The organism is Agrobacterium leguminum (genome assembly GCF_005144435.2).
GTDB lineage: Bacteria > Pseudomonadota > Alphaproteobacteria > Rhizobiales > Rhizobiaceae > Agrobacterium > Agrobacterium leguminum.
The window spans coordinates 1,132,144-1,147,216 of record NZ_CP120211.1 but is presented as its reverse complement, the minus strand read 5'-3'; the positions used below and the strand labels follow the sequence as shown (position 1 = coordinate 1,147,216).

At 59.6% G+C, this 15,073-nt stretch carries 18 protein-coding genes and 1 riboswitch; of the genes, 10 read left to right on the top strand and 8 right to left on the bottom strand.

The window, feature by feature from the left end; translation table 11 throughout:
* Window positions 1–23 precede the first annotated feature (23 nt).
* From CFBP4996_RS05670 to fghA, 3 genes are read left to right on the top strand one after another with little or no spacing between them, the layout of a single operon-like run.
* Complete coding sequence (locus CFBP4996_RS05670) at window positions 24–479, top strand: YaiI/YqxD family protein (RefSeq protein ID WP_080852077.1); 456 nt, start codon at window positions 24–26, stop codon at window positions 477–479.
* A 25-nt stretch (window positions 480–504) separates the two neighbouring features.
* The gene (locus CFBP4996_RS05665) at window positions 505–1,164 is read left to right on the top strand and encodes a DUF1345 domain-containing protein (RefSeq protein ID WP_080852079.1); all 660 of its coding nucleotides are present in this window, start codon (window positions 505–507) and stop codon (window positions 1,162–1,164) included.
* Between the two features lie 29 nt (window positions 1,165–1,193).
* Complete coding sequence (gene fghA, locus CFBP4996_RS05660; protein WP_080852080.1) at window positions 1,194–2,027, top strand: S-formylglutathione hydrolase; 834 nt, start codon at window positions 1,194–1,196, stop codon at window positions 2,025–2,027.
* Window positions 2,028–2,087: 60 nt separating this feature from the next.
* Here fghA and CFBP4996_RS05655 read toward each other — a convergent pair whose 3' ends face one another.
* From CFBP4996_RS05655 to crcB, 6 genes are all read right to left on the bottom strand, one after another.
* On the bottom strand, window positions 2,088–2,477 hold the full coding sequence (locus tag CFBP4996_RS05655) for a RidA family protein (protein ID WP_080852082.1): 390 nt from the start codon (window positions 2,475–2,477) through the stop codon (window positions 2,088–2,090).
* 249 nt (window positions 2,478–2,726) lie between these two features.
* Window positions 2,727–3,215, bottom strand: a complete 489-nt coding sequence (locus CFBP4996_RS05650; RefSeq protein WP_059752910.1) for a hypothetical protein — start codon at window positions 3,213–3,215, stop codon at window positions 2,727–2,729.
* A 60-nt stretch (window positions 3,216–3,275) separates the two neighbouring features.
* Window positions 3,276–4,070 carry an ATP12 family chaperone protein gene (locus CFBP4996_RS05645; protein ID WP_080852084.1) on the bottom strand — a complete coding sequence of 265 codons (795 nt, stop codon included), beginning with the start codon at window positions 4,068–4,070 and terminating at the stop codon, window positions 3,276–3,278.
* A 29-nt stretch (window positions 4,071–4,099) separates the two neighbouring features.
* Complete coding sequence (locus CFBP4996_RS05640) at window positions 4,100–4,768, bottom strand: HAD family hydrolase (protein WP_080852085.1); 669 nt, start codon at window positions 4,766–4,768, stop codon at window positions 4,100–4,102.
* A gap of 6 nt (window positions 4,769–4,774) precedes the next feature.
* Window positions 4,775–5,764, bottom strand: a complete 990-nt coding sequence (locus CFBP4996_RS05635; protein ID WP_035264040.1) for an RluA family pseudouridine synthase — start codon at window positions 5,762–5,764, stop codon at window positions 4,775–4,777.
* A gap of 66 nt (window positions 5,765–5,830) precedes the next feature.
* The gene (gene crcB / locus CFBP4996_RS05630; RefSeq protein ID WP_003523608.1) at window positions 5,831–6,208 is read right to left on the bottom strand and encodes a fluoride efflux transporter CrcB; all 378 of its coding nucleotides are present in this window, start codon (window positions 6,206–6,208) and stop codon (window positions 5,831–5,833) included.
* Window positions 6,209–6,413: 205 nt separating this feature from the next.
* Between crcB and CFBP4996_RS05625 the strand changes: the two genes are divergently transcribed.
* A complete protein-coding gene (locus CFBP4996_RS05625; RefSeq protein WP_080853170.1) occupies window positions 6,414–6,716 on the top strand; it encodes a hypothetical protein in 303 nt (100 codons plus the stop codon).
* Window positions 6,717–6,953: 237 nt separating this feature from the next.
* On the opposite strand, the gene CFBP4996_RS05620 is transcribed toward CFBP4996_RS05625, so the two are convergent.
* Together CFBP4996_RS05620 and CFBP4996_RS05615 are read right to left on the bottom strand one after the other, a co-directional pair.
* The gene (locus tag CFBP4996_RS05620; RefSeq protein WP_080852087.1) at window positions 6,954–7,925 is read right to left on the bottom strand and encodes a copper chaperone PCu(A)C domain-containing protein; all 972 of its coding nucleotides are present in this window, start codon (window positions 7,923–7,925) and stop codon (window positions 6,954–6,956) included.
* 90 nt (window positions 7,926–8,015) lie between these two features.
* Window positions 8,016–8,396: a hypothetical protein gene (locus CFBP4996_RS05615; RefSeq protein ID WP_080853171.1), complete on the bottom strand. Its 381-nt coding sequence runs from the start codon at window positions 8,394–8,396 to the stop codon at window positions 8,016–8,018.
* 172 nt (window positions 8,397–8,568) lie between these two features.
* Here CFBP4996_RS05615 and CFBP4996_RS05610 point away from each other — a divergent pair, with 172 nt between their 5' ends.
* The 6 genes from CFBP4996_RS05610 (at window position 8,569) to CFBP4996_RS05585 (ending at window position 14,922) form a co-directional block, all read left to right on the top strand.
* Window positions 8,569–8,754, top strand: coding sequence for a DUF3008 family protein (locus CFBP4996_RS05610; RefSeq protein WP_080852088.1), 186 nt, complete (start codon window positions 8,569–8,571; stop codon window positions 8,752–8,754).
* 124 nt (window positions 8,755–8,878) lie between these two features.
* Window positions 8,879–8,966: riboswitch (glycine riboswitch) on the top strand.
* 154 nt (window positions 8,967–9,120) lie between these two features.
* Window positions 9,121–10,260: a glycine cleavage system aminomethyltransferase GcvT gene (gene gcvT / locus CFBP4996_RS05605; protein ID WP_162935877.1), complete on the top strand. Its 1,140-nt coding sequence runs from the start codon at window positions 9,121–9,123 to the stop codon at window positions 10,258–10,260.
* A gap of 28 nt (window positions 10,261–10,288) precedes the next feature.
* Window positions 10,289–10,651 carry a glycine cleavage system protein GcvH gene (gene gcvH, locus CFBP4996_RS05600; protein ID WP_003502678.1) on the top strand — a complete coding sequence of 121 codons (363 nt, stop codon included), beginning with the start codon at window positions 10,289–10,291 and terminating at the stop codon, window positions 10,649–10,651.
* Complete coding sequence (gene gcvP / locus CFBP4996_RS05595) at window positions 10,651–13,515, top strand: aminomethyl-transferring glycine dehydrogenase (RefSeq protein ID WP_080852091.1); 2,865 nt, start codon at window positions 10,651–10,653, stop codon at window positions 13,513–13,515. The genes gcvH and gcvP overlap by 1 nt, the downstream gene beginning before the upstream one ends.
* A gap of 151 nt (window positions 13,516–13,666) precedes the next feature.
* On the top strand, window positions 13,667–14,209 hold the full coding sequence (locus tag CFBP4996_RS05590) for a sigma-70 family RNA polymerase sigma factor (RefSeq protein ID WP_080852092.1): 543 nt from the start codon (window positions 13,667–13,669) through the stop codon (window positions 14,207–14,209).
* A complete protein-coding gene (locus CFBP4996_RS05585) occupies window positions 14,206–14,922 on the top strand; it encodes an anti-sigma factor (RefSeq protein WP_080852093.1) in 717 nt (238 codons plus the stop codon). The genes CFBP4996_RS05590 and CFBP4996_RS05585 overlap by 4 nt, the downstream gene beginning before the upstream one ends.
* Window positions 14,923–15,073 lie beyond the last annotated feature (151 nt).

Here is a 15,073-nt window from a genome sequence, read left to right as displayed (position 1 = left end):
GGAATTATCCGAAAAGAGTGCCCATGCCGCAAAACCCGCAAATCTATGTCGATGCCGATGCCTGCCCCGTGAAGCCGGAGATTCTCAAGGTGGCGGAGCGGCATGGGCTGGAAGTGACCTTCGTTGCCAATTCCGGTCTGCGCCCATCGCGTGATCCCATGGTGAAAAACGTCATTGTTTCCGCTGGTTTCGACGCGGCGGACGACTGGATCGCCGATCATGCAGCCGAAAACGACATTGTCATCACCGCCGATGTGCCGCTGGCCGGGCGCTGTGTCGCCAAGGGGGCGCTGGTGACCGGGCCGACGGGCCGCGTTTTTGACCAGTCGAATATCGGGATGGCGACAGCAATGCGCGATCTTGGCGCGCATCTGCGCGAAACCGGTGAAAGCAAGGGATATAATGCGGCTTTTTCACCGCGTGACCGCTCCGCCTTTCTGGAGACGCTTGACCGTTTCTGCCGCCGTGTCAAAAAATGACGGCGCCAACGGAAAGGTGCCGCCCATGACCCCGGCCAATATGAAAAGCAACAGCTATCGCCGCCATCAACCTTTCGTCATTGCCTTTTTGGTCGGCGCCGTGAGCCTCGGCCTGGCGCTGGTTTTTGCGCCGCCGCTGGCGATAGAGATCGCGGCCGTTCTGTTCTTCCTGACCTACCTCGCCCTGATTACCTTTCGCTTATCGGGCCTGACGGCGCAGCATCTGAAGGCCCATGCCGATAGCGACGATCTGCCTGCGGTCGCCATCATCGCCATCACGCTGCTTGCCGTTGCCGTCGCGGTGGTATCGCTGTTTCAGGCCCTCAACCATACCGGCGAAACGGTCTGGGCGCTGCTCATCGCCTTCGCCTCGGTGATCTTCGGCTGGCTGACCATCCACACCATGACCGCCCTGCATTACGCCCATCTTTACTGGCGGCCCGCCATGGTGGACGGCAAACGCCAGCATCGCGGCGGCATGGATTTTCCTGGCACGAAGGAACCCTGCGGTTACGACTTTCTCTATTTCGCCGTGGTGATCGGCATGACCGCGCAGACGTCGGACGTGGGGATAACCACGACCGCCATGCGCAAGGTCACGCTGCTGCACTCCATCGTTTCTTTCTTCTTCAATACGGTTCTGGTGGCGGCCGCGGTCAATGCAGCCGTCTCGCTTGCGGGCTGAACCGGGAAATTTTCACAAGGAATGGCTTCATGAACATTATTTCGCAAAATACGGCCTTTGGCGGCATGCAGGGCGTATTTTCGCACACATCGGAAACCCTGAAATCTGAGATGAGCTTTGCGGTTTATGTGCCGCCGAAGGCGATCCATGAGCCCTGCCCTGTCCTGTGGTATCTTTCCGGCCTCACCTGCACCCATGCCAATGCCATGGAAAAAGGCGAATATCGCCGCATGGCCTCTGAACTCGGGCTGATCATCGTCTGCCCGGATACCAGCCCGCGCGGCAATGACGTGCCGGACGAATTGACCAACTGGCAGATGGGCAAGGGCGCCGGATTTTATCTCGATGCCACAGAGGAGCCCTGGTCCGAGCACTACCGGATGTATAGCTATGTGACGGAAGAATTGCCTGCCCTCGTCGGCCAGCATTTCCGTGCGGATATGAGCCGCCAGGGCATTTTCGGCCACTCAATGGGCGGCCATGGCGCGATGACCATTGCGCTCAAGAACCCCGAGCGTTTCAAGAGCTGCTCCGCCTTTGCACCGATCGTGGCTCCCTCTTCGGCCGACTGGTCCGAGCCGGCGCTGGAAAAATACCTCGGTGCGGATAAGGCCGCATGGCGCCAATACGACGCCTGTGCGCTGGTCGAGGACGGTGCGCGTTTTCCCGAGTTCCTGATCGATCAGGGCAAGGCCGATAGTTTCCTTGAAAAGGGCCTGCGGCCCTGGCTGTTCGAAGAAGCGATCAAAGGCACGGATATCGGCCTGACGCTGCGCATGCATGAGCGTTACGACCACTCCTACTATTTCATTTCCACCTTCATGGATGACCATTTGAAGTGGCATGCGGGGCGGCTGGGATAAGGATGGAGAAGCAGGCTGGCGGCGCCCTGTAAGCGCCGCCGTTTCGGATTTAACCTGACATTACGGGATGCGGGCAATGACCTTGATCTCGAAATCGAAACCGGCAAGCCAGTTGACGCCGACAGCCGTCCAGTTCGGGTAAGGCTTTTGGCTGAAAATCTCCTGCTTGACGGTCATGATCGTTCCGAACTGGTTTTGCGGGTCCGTGTGGAACGTCGTTACATCCACAATATTGTCGAAAGTGCAGCCCGCCGCTGCAAGCGTGGCCTTGAGGTTTTCAAAGGCCAGCCGGACCTGACGTTCAAAATCAGGTTCAGGCGTTCCATCGGCACGGCTGCCGACCTGGCCGGAAACGAAAAGAAGGTCACCGGATCGAATAGCTGCGGAATAGCCATGCTCCTCGTAAAGCGCATGCCTGTTAGCGGGGAAAATTGCTTCGCGTGCGGTCATTATGCATCTCTCTTTTGGCTGAGTGGTCATGGATGCCGAGAAGCGTTGCTCTTTTTAAAAGAGGGCTTCGGACGCCCATTTACATACGTTACGTATGCCAGATAGTTACATACGCGCCGCATGTCAATTCCATATACGCGACGTATGTGAATTTAAGAGCATCGAAGATGCGCCCGATTGAAGCTTGAAATATTTCGGAAGCTGAAATGCGGACGAATAGGCGTCACGCCCTCGCCTTTTGTGTCCCGCTTATGGAAACAATGCCGTCGCCAGCGTTGTCGGGCCGGGCCGGCTGAGCCTGAATTCGCGGATCACGCGTTCGGCGACGCCATAGGCAAGTTCCTGCTCTATCGACTGATTGTCGAAGCTGACGACAGTGGCGGTAAATTTGGCTTCCGCGATCACCTCTCCCGTCGCAACGGCGGCGGCGCGGACGATGACCTTGGCTGACGCCCTTTCCCCGAACAGGAACGGGCCGCGTGTAACGGATGCGAGACGGATGGTCAGTACCACGCGCGGCCGGGTTTCTCCACGCGCCGTGGTTTTGATCGCATTCTGCACCTGCGCATGAATGGACTGCATCAGCGCCGGAGCGACATCCGGGCGTGCCGCAACGAATGCGCCGCGCACATCGTAAAGCAGCCGGTCGGTATTGGTCGCTTCCGGTTCCAGCCTGAAAGACATGAGCGTGAAACACGCCAGCACAATGGTGCCAAGGCGTTTCAGCGTAGTATTCATGATTTGCGGCTCCCCTAACGTGAGGTAACCGCATACTCGGCCATCAGGGTTAGAAAAGCGTTAAGAAGCGCTCTTCAGCGACTCCAGAACATTGAGGGCAGCACGCATATCGACAAGCCTGACGGCGCGGCGCTCCAGCGCCTCCTCGTCCTCGCCCCATTGCTCGGCGGTCCAGTCCTCGTCCAGATGGGCGAGCGCCCAGGCTTCCTCCAGCGTCAGCTCCCCTTCCGCCAGTGCAAGGGCCAAAATGGCGGAGCCGGTCAGCGATGTCATGGTGTGAAGAGCGGCAAGCGCGATCGGTGTGTCGTATTTCTTCAGCGTTACCGCAAAAGCCGCGATGGCTTCGCGCGGCTGATCCTGATGCATCACGCCTTCGACGAGAATGAAGCGCGCTCCGAGCACATTGGCCGCCCAGTCCAGAACCGGATCCCAATGGTCCGTCTGCCGCGCAACCAACGCTTCCGGATCGCCGGCGCGATAGCAGAGGAGATCGGAAGAGGAAAAACGAAGTATGTCTTCAAAAACCGCCTGGGTATCGTTGGAGACGCCATCAATGGCCGTGTTCACATGCCGAGAGACGGGCATGACCACCGGATTGACCACTTCTTTCTGGGCATCCCACTCATCGCGAAGCAGTTCCGCCAGCGCGCGCGTCGGGACGGTCAGCGGCTTCTTGGCGGGGGTACGCAGTGGCTTGCCATCGAGAAGGATGGTAAAGCCGCCCTCCTCCGCCTCGCCAACGGTGACATCCTTGTAGAACCGTTTCGGCAGGGGTTTCTGCATCTGGATCTGCGCGCGCAGGATCGGGTCGGGATGGCTCAGGCCCTCCGAAAGGTCGTTCAGGAGATCACGCATGGCACGTCCTCGTCAGTCGGATAGAAAGGTTATTCAAGAATATCGGCCGGAACATAGGCCGGAATTTCGCGCGGGTGGCTGACAACCGCATCCGCGCCCGCCTTCCAGAGATCGTCGACCGAGGCATAACCCCAGGCGACGCCGATTGCTTTCGCGCCGGCAGCCTTGGCCATCTGCATGTCGTAGATCGCATCGCCGATAACCACAGTATCGGCCGGAACCATGCCGGTTTCATGGCAGCATTCCATCACCATGGCCGGATGCGGCTTGGAGGGGCAATCATCCGCCGTGCGCGAAACGATGAAGTGATCGGCTAGGCTGTGGGTCTGCAGGATATGGGTAAGGCCGCGCCGACCCTTGCCGGTCACAGCGCCGATCAGCACATCGTCGCGTTTCGAAAGCGTATCGATCAGCGTGGCGATACCGTCGAAAAGCGGCACGGTCATTTCCGGCCGCTCCCGCAGGGGATGATAGATTTCCCTGTAGCGCTCCGTCATCGCCTTCGCTTCGTCATCCACATGCGCCTTGCCGAGCATGCGGGCGATGGCGATATCCAGCGTCAGGCCGATAATCGCCTTGGTCTCGGAGATGTCGGGGCGCGGCTTGCCGAAATCAGCGAAAGTATCGGCCATGACGGCATGGATCAGGCCGGCGCTATCCACCAGCGTTCCGTCGCAATCGAAAAGAACGAGTTTCATGGGCTGTCAGTCTTCCCTATCGCCATCGGCCACGTCGAGACCGAGCAGGTTCCAGGTCTGTACCATATGCGGCGGCAGGGGTGCGCTGACCCGAAGCCGGCCGCCATTCGGATGCGGTATGTCGATATGGCGTGCGTGGAGATGCAGGCGCTTCTGGATGCCGCCCGGAAAATCCCAGTTTGGATCGTCGATGTAATATTTGGGATCGCCGATGATCGGGTGACCCATATGCAGCGCATGGACGCGAAGCTGATGGGTGCGGCCGGTATAGGGTTCCATTTCCAGCCAGGCGAGGTTCTGCGCGGCGGTATCGATGACGCGGTAATAGGAAACGGCGTGATCGGCCCCCTCCTCGCCATGCTTGGCGATACGCATGCGATCGCCATCCATGGTCTGTTCCTTGACCAGCCAGGTGGAAATCTTGTCCTGATGCTTGCGCGGCACGCCCTTGACCAGCGCCCAATAGGTCTTCTTGGTATCGCGTTCGCGGAAGGCGGCGGTCAGCTTCTGCGCAGCACCGCGGGTGCGGGCAACCACCAGCACGCCCGACGTATCGCGGTCGAGGCGGTGCACCAGACGCGGCTTTTCGCCCTTCTGGTTGGTCCATGCTTCCAGCAGCCCGTCAATATGGCGGGTAACGCCGGAGCCGCCCTGCACGGCAATGCCGGCCGGCTTGTTGAAAACGAAGACCTTGTCGTCCTCATGCAGGAGCATGCGTGCGAGAAGCTCGCCATCTTCGGAATGTTTGAGGTCCTTCGATCCGATCGGGCCGCTCTTGACCTTGAGATCGGAATCGACCGGCGGTACGCGCACCATCTGTCCCGGCTGCACGCGTGCATCCGTCTTCACCCGGCCGCCATCCACACGCACCTGGCCGGAGCGCAGAAGCTTCTGCAACTGCCCGAAACCAAGTCCCGGATAATGAATCTTGAACCAGCGATCGAGGCGCATACCGGCCTCGTCGGCCCCGACCTTGATATGCTCGATACCTGCCATGAAATTTCCAGTCTTTCTGTCCTGATCGCGCGCTCACATCTCTGGCGCGCCGTTTGGACCAAGCCTTTAGAACAAACTGCGGCCCAAGGCCAGCCCGGCGAAAACCGCCGCGATGGAAACCGCAAGGCTTGCAAGCACGTAAACGGCCGACAGCCCGAGCGCGCCGCGTTCGAACAGCGCGACCGCATCGAGCGAGAAGGACGAGAATGTGGTGAACCCGCCGAGCACGCCGGTGACGAGAAACAGGCGCATTTCCATCGAGGCGTTCAGCCGCCGCGCCACAAGCTCGACCAGCAGACCGATCAGGAAAGATCCGACCACATTGACGGCAAGGGTTCCCCAGGGGAAATTCGGTCCGGCCAACCGCATGCTCCAGACCCCGACCAGATAACGGAACACGGAACCGATTGCGCCGCCTGCAGCGACAAGGGCGATATTGATCATGGGGGGAATGTGTCTCCGGAAGAAATCGTCGGACCGGACGGTCCAGGACATTTTTAGACTATGGGAACCGCCGGCGAAACCCCTTAGCCCGGCGCTTTCGGCTGTTAAAATACGATTAAATTGCAGCTGTGCGATTTAGCCTTCCAACAATGGGCAGCTGTTAATCTCCGGCTTTTCAGGGTCGGCGAAGATGGCCGGAGGTTCGATGACACAGGTTCTTTCCGTTTCCGCGAATACAGCGGCCTATGCGCTGGAGGCCATGAAGCCGCCGCAACGCGTGCCGCGCAAGAGCGAGGTTGAAGAGGCCATTCACGAACTGGCGCGCAAGGCCGAACATGGCGATGACTTCCAGCTCAGGGGCCTGATGACGACGATCAAGCCGCCGGCCCTCACCCTCTATTTCCTGATAGCAAGCAGCCAGCGTCAGGAGCCGCAGGCGACGCTGGAGCAGGCCGTGGAGGCCTACGAGGAAAACAGCCTCGCCTCAAAATCTGAAAGTAATTTATAAATCAGGTGGATATATAGATATTTTAATGTCGATTCTTCAATTTCGCGCCATATGGGCGAAATCCCTGCGTTCAGCCTGGTGTCAGATTGATCTTCTAGAGATTTGCGATCGAGTTCCGGAAAATCACGTGGGCGAATGCCATCCTGCTTTTCCGCCACGGCGCTGAAGACCAACACGATAGATGAAAATTTGCGGCTACCGGACCTGTCACGCGTTCCGGTAGCCGTTTTTCATTGGTCAATTATGCTGGTGGTCGCCGCCGCCCTTGGCCGCGCCTGCGGACAGCACGATCTCCACCTTGCCGGCCTTTTCGAAGATGAGCGTCACTGGCACCTTGTCGCCTTCGGCAAAGGGCTTCTTCACATCGAAGAACATCATGTGCAGGCCGCCGGGCTTCAGCTCCACCGTCTGGCCGGCGGGAATGACGATGCCGTCATCCAGCTTGCGCATTTTCATGACGTCATTGACCATGGCCATCTCGTGGATTTCAGCACGTCCGGCGGACGAAGATTCGACACCAATCAGCTTGTCGTCGCTATCGCCGGCATTCTTGATGGTCACGTATCCACCGCCCACGGGCTGGCCCGGCAGCATGGCTTTGGTCGTGCCGCCCGACACTTCGAGGCTGCCGGCTTTTACGACATCCATATCCATGGCGGAGTGATCATGGCCGCCGGCATGTGCGGACTTTGCGGCAACGCGAATGGTGGGAGCGGGACTTTTCAGGGAATGCGGATCGACGCCGGCCGCTGCCACTTCATCCCAGGAAACCTTGCCCTTGTCGCCGCAAAGCTGCGTTACCTTGAATGGCAGGTCCTGCCCCGCCTCTATACCGGAGATTTTTCCCTGCACGGCGAAGGTGTCGTAGAATTCATCCGGCAGGTTGCCGCCCTTCCAGCGGATTTCGACCGGTCCGCTTTTAATCTCCTTGCCGTGGTTCTTGTAGGCCTTCTGGTAGTCTCCCTTGATGACCTCCAGTTCCCAACCAGCCTTGGGCTGGGGCTTGGCGGAAATGAATCCTTCCGGCAGCTTGATCTGAACTTCGGTGGTGGCGAGCCCGCCTTCGCAGCCATGCGGCACCTGGAGGGCGGCAACGACAGTGCTTTCCTGTTCGGCCGAGCCGTCAACGAATGTGGCGTGGGCGAAAGCCTGCGCGGTCGAAACCGAGGCAACGAAAAGGCTGCAGGTAATGATCTTGGTGGTTTTCATTTGCTTGTCCCTGCGACTGCTATCCCTCTGGGGCCGCGCAGCCGCTCCGTGCCGCCAAAAAGGCGGCGATGATCCCGTAAAACGAAAAAATCAGGCGGACAGGGATGGCGGACCGCGCGCGGCGGGCTTCTGGATCGTCAGCACGGAGCGGAAGCACCATTCCGCAGGCAGGCGATTGTCGAGCCAGGCAAACTCAGTCTTCAGCCAGCCAGCCGTATCGGGCATCGGCAGAAGAATGGACGAGGCCAGGAGGCAGGCCTCGCAAAACAGGATGGCGTCGCCGGAATGGGCGGGGCCTTCCTTGGTATGGGAAGCATTGACGCCGTTGCCATGGCCAAGGCAGATTTCCGCAAAGCTGCCGTCCGGCAGCCGGTAACTCTCATCCAGCGCAACGGCGGGTGCTTCGGCAAGTGCCGGCTTGTGGGCAAAACCAAGGGACAACATCAGGGTCGCGCAGAAAATGCGAAGCATTTTCTCCATCCCCATCAACCGTCTTTTTCGATTTGCATCCATGTTCTAGGCGATATCCCTGTTTCTCTCCGATTTCAAAGGGGAATTTTGCCGCAGGCCACACCGTCGCAAGGGAACAATAGATGCCAGGCGGCATTTTCCTGCCGCAACCATCGTTCAAGGGAGGCCCGACATGCCAGCAAAATCGAAGGCCCAGCAGAAAGCGGCGGGCGCCGCACTGGCGGCTAAACGCGGAGAAATGAAGAAATCCAGTTTAAAAGGTGCTTCAAAAAGCATGGAGAAGTCCATGACAGAAAAGGAACTTGAGGATTTCGCATCGACAAAACACAAGGGTCTGCCGGAGAAAAAATCCGACTGAAGAAAGCCGCCAAGACCATCTGCCGCCCCGGATCGCTCCACCGATGGCGCAGATGGAGCAAGAATCTGTTCAGATGCGTCATTTGGTCCTTGCCAATAACGGGTCTTCGAAGATAATGAGCGTCGCATCATCGTTGGGAGAAACCGCTTCACTGCGGTGCCGAAGGAGCAACCGCCCCGGAAACTCTCAGGCAAAAGGACCAGCGGTGACGACGGAACTCTGGAGAGAAGCCACCTTTCATAAGGACGGCTCGCCGAAGGGATAACAATCTCAGGCGACAAGGACAGAGGGGGCTCTTGAACCCGGTGCGTTTTTCGCGCCATGACCTGAGCCCGCGCGATGTTTCGCGCAACCCTGGAGGCGTCCTTGGACGATACCGCCGAGCTTCAAATCACGCCGCTCAATTCCCTGCATCTATCGCTTGGCGCCCGCATGGTGCCTTTCGCCGGTTATGACATGCCGGTGCAATATCCGGCCGGCGTTCTGAAGGAACATCTCCAGACCCGCACCTCCGCCGGTCTGTTCGATGTGTCCCATATGGGCCAGGTGATCGTGAAGGCGAAATCCGGCAACAGTGAGGATGCCGCGCTCGCGCTGGAAAAACTGGTGCCGGTCGACATTCTCGGCCTGAAGGAAGGCCGCCAGCGTTACGGTTTCTTCACCGATGAAAATGGCGGCATTCTCGATGACCTGATGATCACCAATCGCGGCGATCATCTGTTTGTGGTCGTCAACGCCGCCTGCAAGGACGCCGATGTCGCCCATATGAAGGCGCATCTTTCCGACGCCTGCGAGATAACGCTTCTCGATGACCGGGCGCTCATCGCGCTTCAGGGACCGCGCGCGGAGGCGGTTCTGGCTGAACTCTGGGCCGGCGTCTCGGAAATGAAATTCATGGATGTGCAGGAAGTGCCGCTGCATGACGTGCCCTGCATCGTCTCCCGCTCCGGTTATTCCGGTGAAGACGGCTTTGAAATCTCCGTGCCGGCCGACAAGGCCGAAGAGATTGCCAAAGCCCTGCTCGAGCATCCCGATTGCGATCCGATCGGACTTGGTGCGCGCGACAGCCTGCGCCTCGAAGCCGGCCTTTGTCTTTATGGCAACGATATCGACACCACGACCTCCCCCATCGAAGCCTCGCTTGAATGGGCGATCCAGAAGGCGCGCCGCGCTGGCGGCGACCGCGAGGGCGGTTTTCCCGGCGCAGAGCGCATTCTCGGCGAACTGAACGACGGTACATCGCGTCGCCGCGTTGGCCTGAAGCCCGAGGGCAAGGCGCCGGTGCGCGGTCATTCGAAGCTTTTCGCAGATGCCGAAGGCAAGACGGAAATCGGTGAAGTGACCTCGGGCGGTTTCGGCCCTTCGGTCGAAGGTCCCGTCGCCATGGGTTACGTGCCTGTTTCCCACGCTGCTCCCGGCACGGCTGTCTTTGCGGAAGTGCGCGGCAAATATCTGCCCGTCACCGTCGCCGCCCTGCCCTTCATCAAGCCCACCTATAAACGATAATCCTCATCCCATCTCCGGAGAGAATACGATGCTGAAATTTACCGCAGAACACGAATGGCTGAAGTTCGAAGGCGATATCGCCACCGTTGGCATCACCAGCCACGCCGCTGAACAGCTTGGCGATCTCGTTTTCGTCGAATTGCCGGAAGTGGGCGCCACCTTCTCCAAGGATGGCGACGCGGCGACCGTTGAATCCGTCAAGGCGGCTTCCGACGTCTATTGTCCGCTGGATGGCGAAGTGGTGGAAATCAACCAGGCCATCGTCGATGATCCCTCGCTGGTCAATTCCGACCCGCAGGGCGCCGGCTGGTTCTTCAAGCTCAAGCTTTCCAACGCCGCAGATGCCGATACGCTGCTCGACGAGGCAGCCTACAAGGAGCTGATCGCGTAATGACGACGCCCACCGAATTCCATTTCACCGACTATCAGCCCTATGATTTCGCCAACCGGCGTCACATCGGGCCGTCACCGTCGGAAATGGCCGAGATGCTGAAGGTCGTTGGCTATAAGAGCCTCGACGCCCTGATCGACGCCACCGTTCCCTCCTCCATCCGCCAGAAAGTGCCGCTGACCTGGGGTGCCGCGCTGACCGAACGCGAAGCGCTCGACCGTCTTCGTGAAACGGCCAACAAGAACCAGGTTCTGACCTCGCTGATCGGCCAGGGTTATTACGGCACGATCACTCCGCCGGTCATCCAGCGCAATATTCTGGAAAACCCGGCCTGGTACACGGCCTATACGCCCTATCAGCCGGAAATCAGCCAGGGCCGCCTTGAGGCGCTGCTGAACTACCAGACCATGGTCTGCGATCTGACCGGTCTCGATGTTGCCAACGCATCGCTGCTCGATGAAGCAACAGCGGCTGCCGAAGCCATGGCCATGTGCCAGCGTGTTGCGAAATCCAAGGCGACCGCCTTCTTCGTTGATGCCAATTGCCATCCGCAGACCATTGCGCTGATCGAGACCCGCGCGGCCCCGCTCGGCTGGAAGGTGATTGTCGGCAACCCGTTCACCGATCTCGATCCGGTCGACGTGTTCGGCGCGATCTTCCAGTATCCGGGCACGCACGGCCATGTCAGCGATTTCTCCGGCCTGATTTCCCGCCTGCATCAGACGGGTGCGATTGCCGCCGTCGCCGCCGATCTTCTGGCGCTGACGCTCTTGAAGTCTCCGGGTGAAATGGGTGCGGATATCGCCATCGGCACGTCGCAGCGTTTCGGCGTTCCGGTTGGTTACGGCGGTCCGCATGCAGCCTACATGGCCGTCAAGGATGCGCATAAGCGCTCTATGCCCGGTCGTCTGGTCGGCGTTTCGGTCGATGCGCGCGGCAACCGCGCCTATCGCCTGTCGCTACAGACACGCGAGCAGCATATCCGCCGCGAAAAGGCGACGTCGAACATCTGCACCGCACAGGTACTGCTCGCCGTCATGGCCTCGATGTATGGCGTCTTCCACGGCCCGCAAGGCATCAAGGCGATTGCCCAGCAGACCCACCAGAAGGCCGTGCTGATGGCCAAGGGACTGGAAAAGCTCGGCTACACCATCGAGCCGGAAACCTTCTTTGACACGATCACCGTTGAAGTCGGCCACATGCAGGGCGTCATCCTGCGTTCGGCCGTGGCGGAAGGCGTGAACCTGCGCAAGGTCGGCGCGACCAAGATCGGCATGAGCCTTGACGAGCGCACGCGCCCGGCAACGCTGGAAGCCGTCTGGCGTGCTTTCGGCGGCAATTTCTCGATCTCGGATTTCGAGCCGGAATATCGCCTGCCGAAGGAACTGCTGCGCACCAGCCAGTACATGACGCATCCGATCTTCCACATGAACCGTGCCGAAAGCGAGATGACCCGTTACATCCGCCGCCTTTCGGACCGCGATCTGGCGCTCGACCGCTCGATGATCCCGCTCGGTTCCTGCACCATGAAACTGAATGCGACAGCGGAAATGCTGCCTATCACCTGGCCGGAATTTTCCGACATCCATCCCTTCGTACCGGCCAATCAGGCGCTTGGCTACAAGGAGATGATCGACGATCTTTCCGAAAAGCTGTGCTCGGTCACCGGTTACGACGCCTTCTCCATGCAGCCGAATTCCGGTGCGCAGGGGGAATATGCCGGGCTTCTGACCATTCGCAACTACCACCTCGCGAATGGCGGCACACATCGCGACGTCTGCCTCATTCCGACCTCGGCGCATGGCACCAATCCTGCCTCCGCGCAGATGGTCGGCATGAAAGTGGTGCCGGTCAAAGTGCGGGATAATGGTGACATCGATATCGATGATTTCCGTGCAAAAGCAGAACAGTATGCGGAAAACCTCTCGTGCTGCATGATAACCTACCCGTCCACCCACGGCGTGTTCGAGGAGACGGTTCGCGAGATCTGCGAGATCACCCACAAGTATGGTGGGCAGGTCTATCTCGACGGCGCCAACATGAACGCCATGGTCGGTCTCGCCCGTCCCGGCGATATCGGTTCGGACGTTTCGCATCTCAACCTGCACAAGACCTTCTGCATTCCACATGGCGGCGGTGGCCCCGGCATGGGACCGATCGGCGTCAAGGCGCATCTTGCTCCCTACCTGCCCGGCCATCCGGCGACGGACGGTCGTGAGGGTGCTGTGTCTGCTGCCCCCTTCGGCTCGCCGTCGATCCTGCCGATTTCCTGGAGCTATTGCCTGATGATGGGCGGCGAAGGGCTGACGCAGGCGACCAAGGTGGCGATCCTCAACGCCAACTACATCGCCGAACGGCTGAAGGGCGCTTACGACGTGCTCTACAAGTCCGAAACGGGACGTGTGGCGCATGAGTGCATTATCGATACCCGCCCGCTGGCAGATAGCTGCGGCGTGACGGTGGACGATGTCGCTAAGCGCCTCATCGACTGCGGTTTCCATGCGCCGACAATGAGCTGGCCGGTTGCCGGCACGCTGATGATCGAGCCGACGGAATCCGAAACCAAGGCGGAAATCGACCGTTTCTGCGATGCAATGCTGGCGATCCGCGAGGAAGCCCGCGACATCGAGGAAGGCCGTGCGGACAAGACCAACAACCCGCTGAAGAACGCGCCGCACACGGTGGAAGACCTCGTCGGCGAATGGGATCGTCCCTATAGCCGCGAAAAGGGCTGCTTCCCGCCCGGCGCCTTCCGCATCGACAAATATTGGTCGCCGGTCAACCGCATCGACAATGTCTATGGCGACCGCAACCTCATCTGCACCTGCCCGCCGATGGAGGCTTATGCCGAAGCGGCTGAGTAAGGTTTATTTCGTTCAACATAAAAAGCCCGGAGCGATCCGGGCTTTTTTATTGCCTAAATCGCAATGGGCCTGTCCGAGGCTTTCACGCACAGGGGCTTGTGTTTTTTCTGATCTGTCTGTCTAACTTATGGACGAGGCGGAGAATGTGCGGATGCAAGGCGACGAGATTGCAGTCCTGATCGGGCGCGTTGCGCTCGGAGACCGCTCCGCATTCGCCGCGCTCTATCAGGCCACCAGCCCGAAACTTTTTGCGATCTGCATCCGTATCTTGAAAGACCGGACGGATGCGGAAGAGGCGTTGCAGGAAATCTATGTCAGGATCTGGCAGAGAGCGCAGTCCTTTGCAAGCCGCTCGGGGCATGCCCTTGCCTGGCTCGCCACCATCGCTCGAAACCATTGTATCGATCTCATCCGGGCGCGAAGGCCCGTGACCGACGATATCGATACCGTGCTGGACCTTGAAGACCGCGCGACCCCCGACCCGGAAATGCAGATCGTGATGCGCGATGAAGGCCGGCGGATCGACAGATGCATGGAGGAGCTGCGGCCGGAACAGGCTGCCGCCGTGCGGCGAGCCTACGTGGAAGGTATGAGTTATGCGGAACTTGCGGAGGAGATGAACGCGCCGCTCAACACGGTGCGGACATGGCTTCGCCGCAGCCTGTTGAAACTGAGAGAGTGCATGGAACGATGACAGCTGGCGAACATAGTCGTGGCGACACGCCGCAGGATGAAGTCCTTGCGGCTGAATATGTGCTTGGTCTTCTTTCGCTGGAAAAGCGCCGGATGGTCGAAAAGCGCATGACGGAGGATGCCGACTTTCAGCGTCTCGTGGAACGCTGGCAGATCGACACCGAAACGTTCAACGACGCCTATGGCGAGGTTCCCCCCGACGCCTCGATATTCAGCCGTATCGAAAAGCGCCTGTTCGCCGGCCGTCCCGATGACGCGGCCGGTTCGCTCTGGCAATCGCTCGTCTTCTGGCGCAGCCTGGCTCTGGCCTCATCGCTTGCGGCTGTCGTTGCCATTGTCTTCGCATCGGGCCTGTTTCCGCCCGACGGCGGGCGCGGGGCGCCGCTCATTGCCAACCTCACCGCCCCCGGCAACGTGATCGATCTCGTGGCGTCCTACGATGCCTCGAGCGGACGCCTGAAAATCACGCCGGTTGCTGCGGACAGTGGCGAACGCCGGTCGCTCGAACTATGGCTGGTGCCGCCGTCGGGTAATCCGAAATCGCTCGGTATCATCGACGCGGCGGTCGATGCAGAAATAGTCATTCCCTCCGGGATACGCGCGACACTCGGCGAAGGTTCCGTGTTTGCCGTCAGTCTTGAACCGGCCGGCGGTTCGCCCACCGGCCTTCCCACCGGCCCCATCGTTGCCTCGGGTACTGCGCGCCGCCTGTAACAGCAAGCAGATAATCCTTTTTAAAATCAGCTATTTATTATTTTTTCTGGTCCGCCTGAAACTTCGCGGGACCAGCCTCCGTCTCTTGTATCGCTACGGATGACCGATAGCGGCCGCTGGAAGGACTACTTTCGGGGCCTTGATGTCACCA

What these genes read in the sequence shown, in the direction of transcription:
- CFBP4996_RS05670 (WP_080852077.1), top strand. Translation starts at nt 24, where the DNA reads ATGCCGCAAAACCCGCAAATCTATGTCGATGCCGATGCCTGCCCCGTG.
- CFBP4996_RS05665 (WP_080852079.1), top strand. Translation starts at nt 505, where the DNA reads ATGACCCCGGCCAATATGAAAAGCAACAGCTATCGCCGCCATCAACCT.
- fghA (WP_080852080.1), top strand. Translation starts at nt 1,194, where the DNA reads ATGAACATTATTTCGCAAAATACGGCCTTTGGCGGCATGCAGGGCGTA.
- CFBP4996_RS05655 (WP_080852082.1), bottom strand. Translation starts at nt 2,477, where the DNA reads ATGACCGCACGCGAAGCAATTTTCCCCGCTAACAGGCATGCGCTTTAC.
- CFBP4996_RS05650 (WP_059752910.1), bottom strand. Translation starts at nt 3,215, where the DNA reads ATGAATACTACGCTGAAACGCCTTGGCACCATTGTGCTGGCGTGTTTC.
- CFBP4996_RS05645 (WP_080852084.1), bottom strand. Translation starts at nt 4,070, where the DNA reads ATGCGTGATCTCCTGAACGACCTTTCGGAGGGCCTGAGCCATCCCGAC.
- CFBP4996_RS05640 (WP_080852085.1), bottom strand. Translation starts at nt 4,768, where the DNA reads ATGAAACTCGTTCTTTTCGATTGCGACGGAACGCTGGTGGATAGCGCC.
- CFBP4996_RS05635 (WP_035264040.1), bottom strand. Translation starts at nt 5,764, where the DNA reads ATGGCAGGTATCGAGCATATCAAGGTCGGGGCCGACGAGGCCGGTATG.
- crcB (WP_003523608.1), bottom strand. Translation starts at nt 6,208, where the DNA reads ATGATCAATATCGCCCTTGTCGCTGCAGGCGGCGCAATCGGTTCCGTG.
- CFBP4996_RS05625 (WP_080853170.1), top strand. Translation starts at nt 6,414, where the DNA reads ATGACACAGGTTCTTTCCGTTTCCGCGAATACAGCGGCCTATGCGCTG.
- CFBP4996_RS05620 (WP_080852087.1), bottom strand. Translation starts at nt 7,925, where the DNA reads ATGAAAACCACCAAGATCATTACCTGCAGCCTTTTCGTTGCCTCGGTT.
- CFBP4996_RS05615 (WP_080853171.1), bottom strand. Translation starts at nt 8,396, where the DNA reads ATGCTTCGCATTTTCTGCGCGACCCTGATGTTGTCCCTTGGTTTTGCC.
- CFBP4996_RS05610 (WP_080852088.1), top strand. Translation starts at nt 8,569, where the DNA reads ATGCCAGCAAAATCGAAGGCCCAGCAGAAAGCGGCGGGCGCCGCACTG.
- gcvH (WP_003502678.1), top strand. Translation starts at nt 10,289, where the DNA reads ATGCTGAAATTTACCGCAGAACACGAATGGCTGAAGTTCGAAGGCGAT.
- gcvP (WP_080852091.1), top strand. Translation starts at nt 10,651, where the DNA reads ATGACGACGCCCACCGAATTCCATTTCACCGACTATCAGCCCTATGAT.
- CFBP4996_RS05590 (WP_080852092.1), top strand. Translation starts at nt 13,667, where the DNA reads ATGCAAGGCGACGAGATTGCAGTCCTGATCGGGCGCGTTGCGCTCGGA.
- CFBP4996_RS05585 (WP_080852093.1), top strand. Translation starts at nt 14,206, where the DNA reads ATGACAGCTGGCGAACATAGTCGTGGCGACACGCCGCAGGATGAAGTC.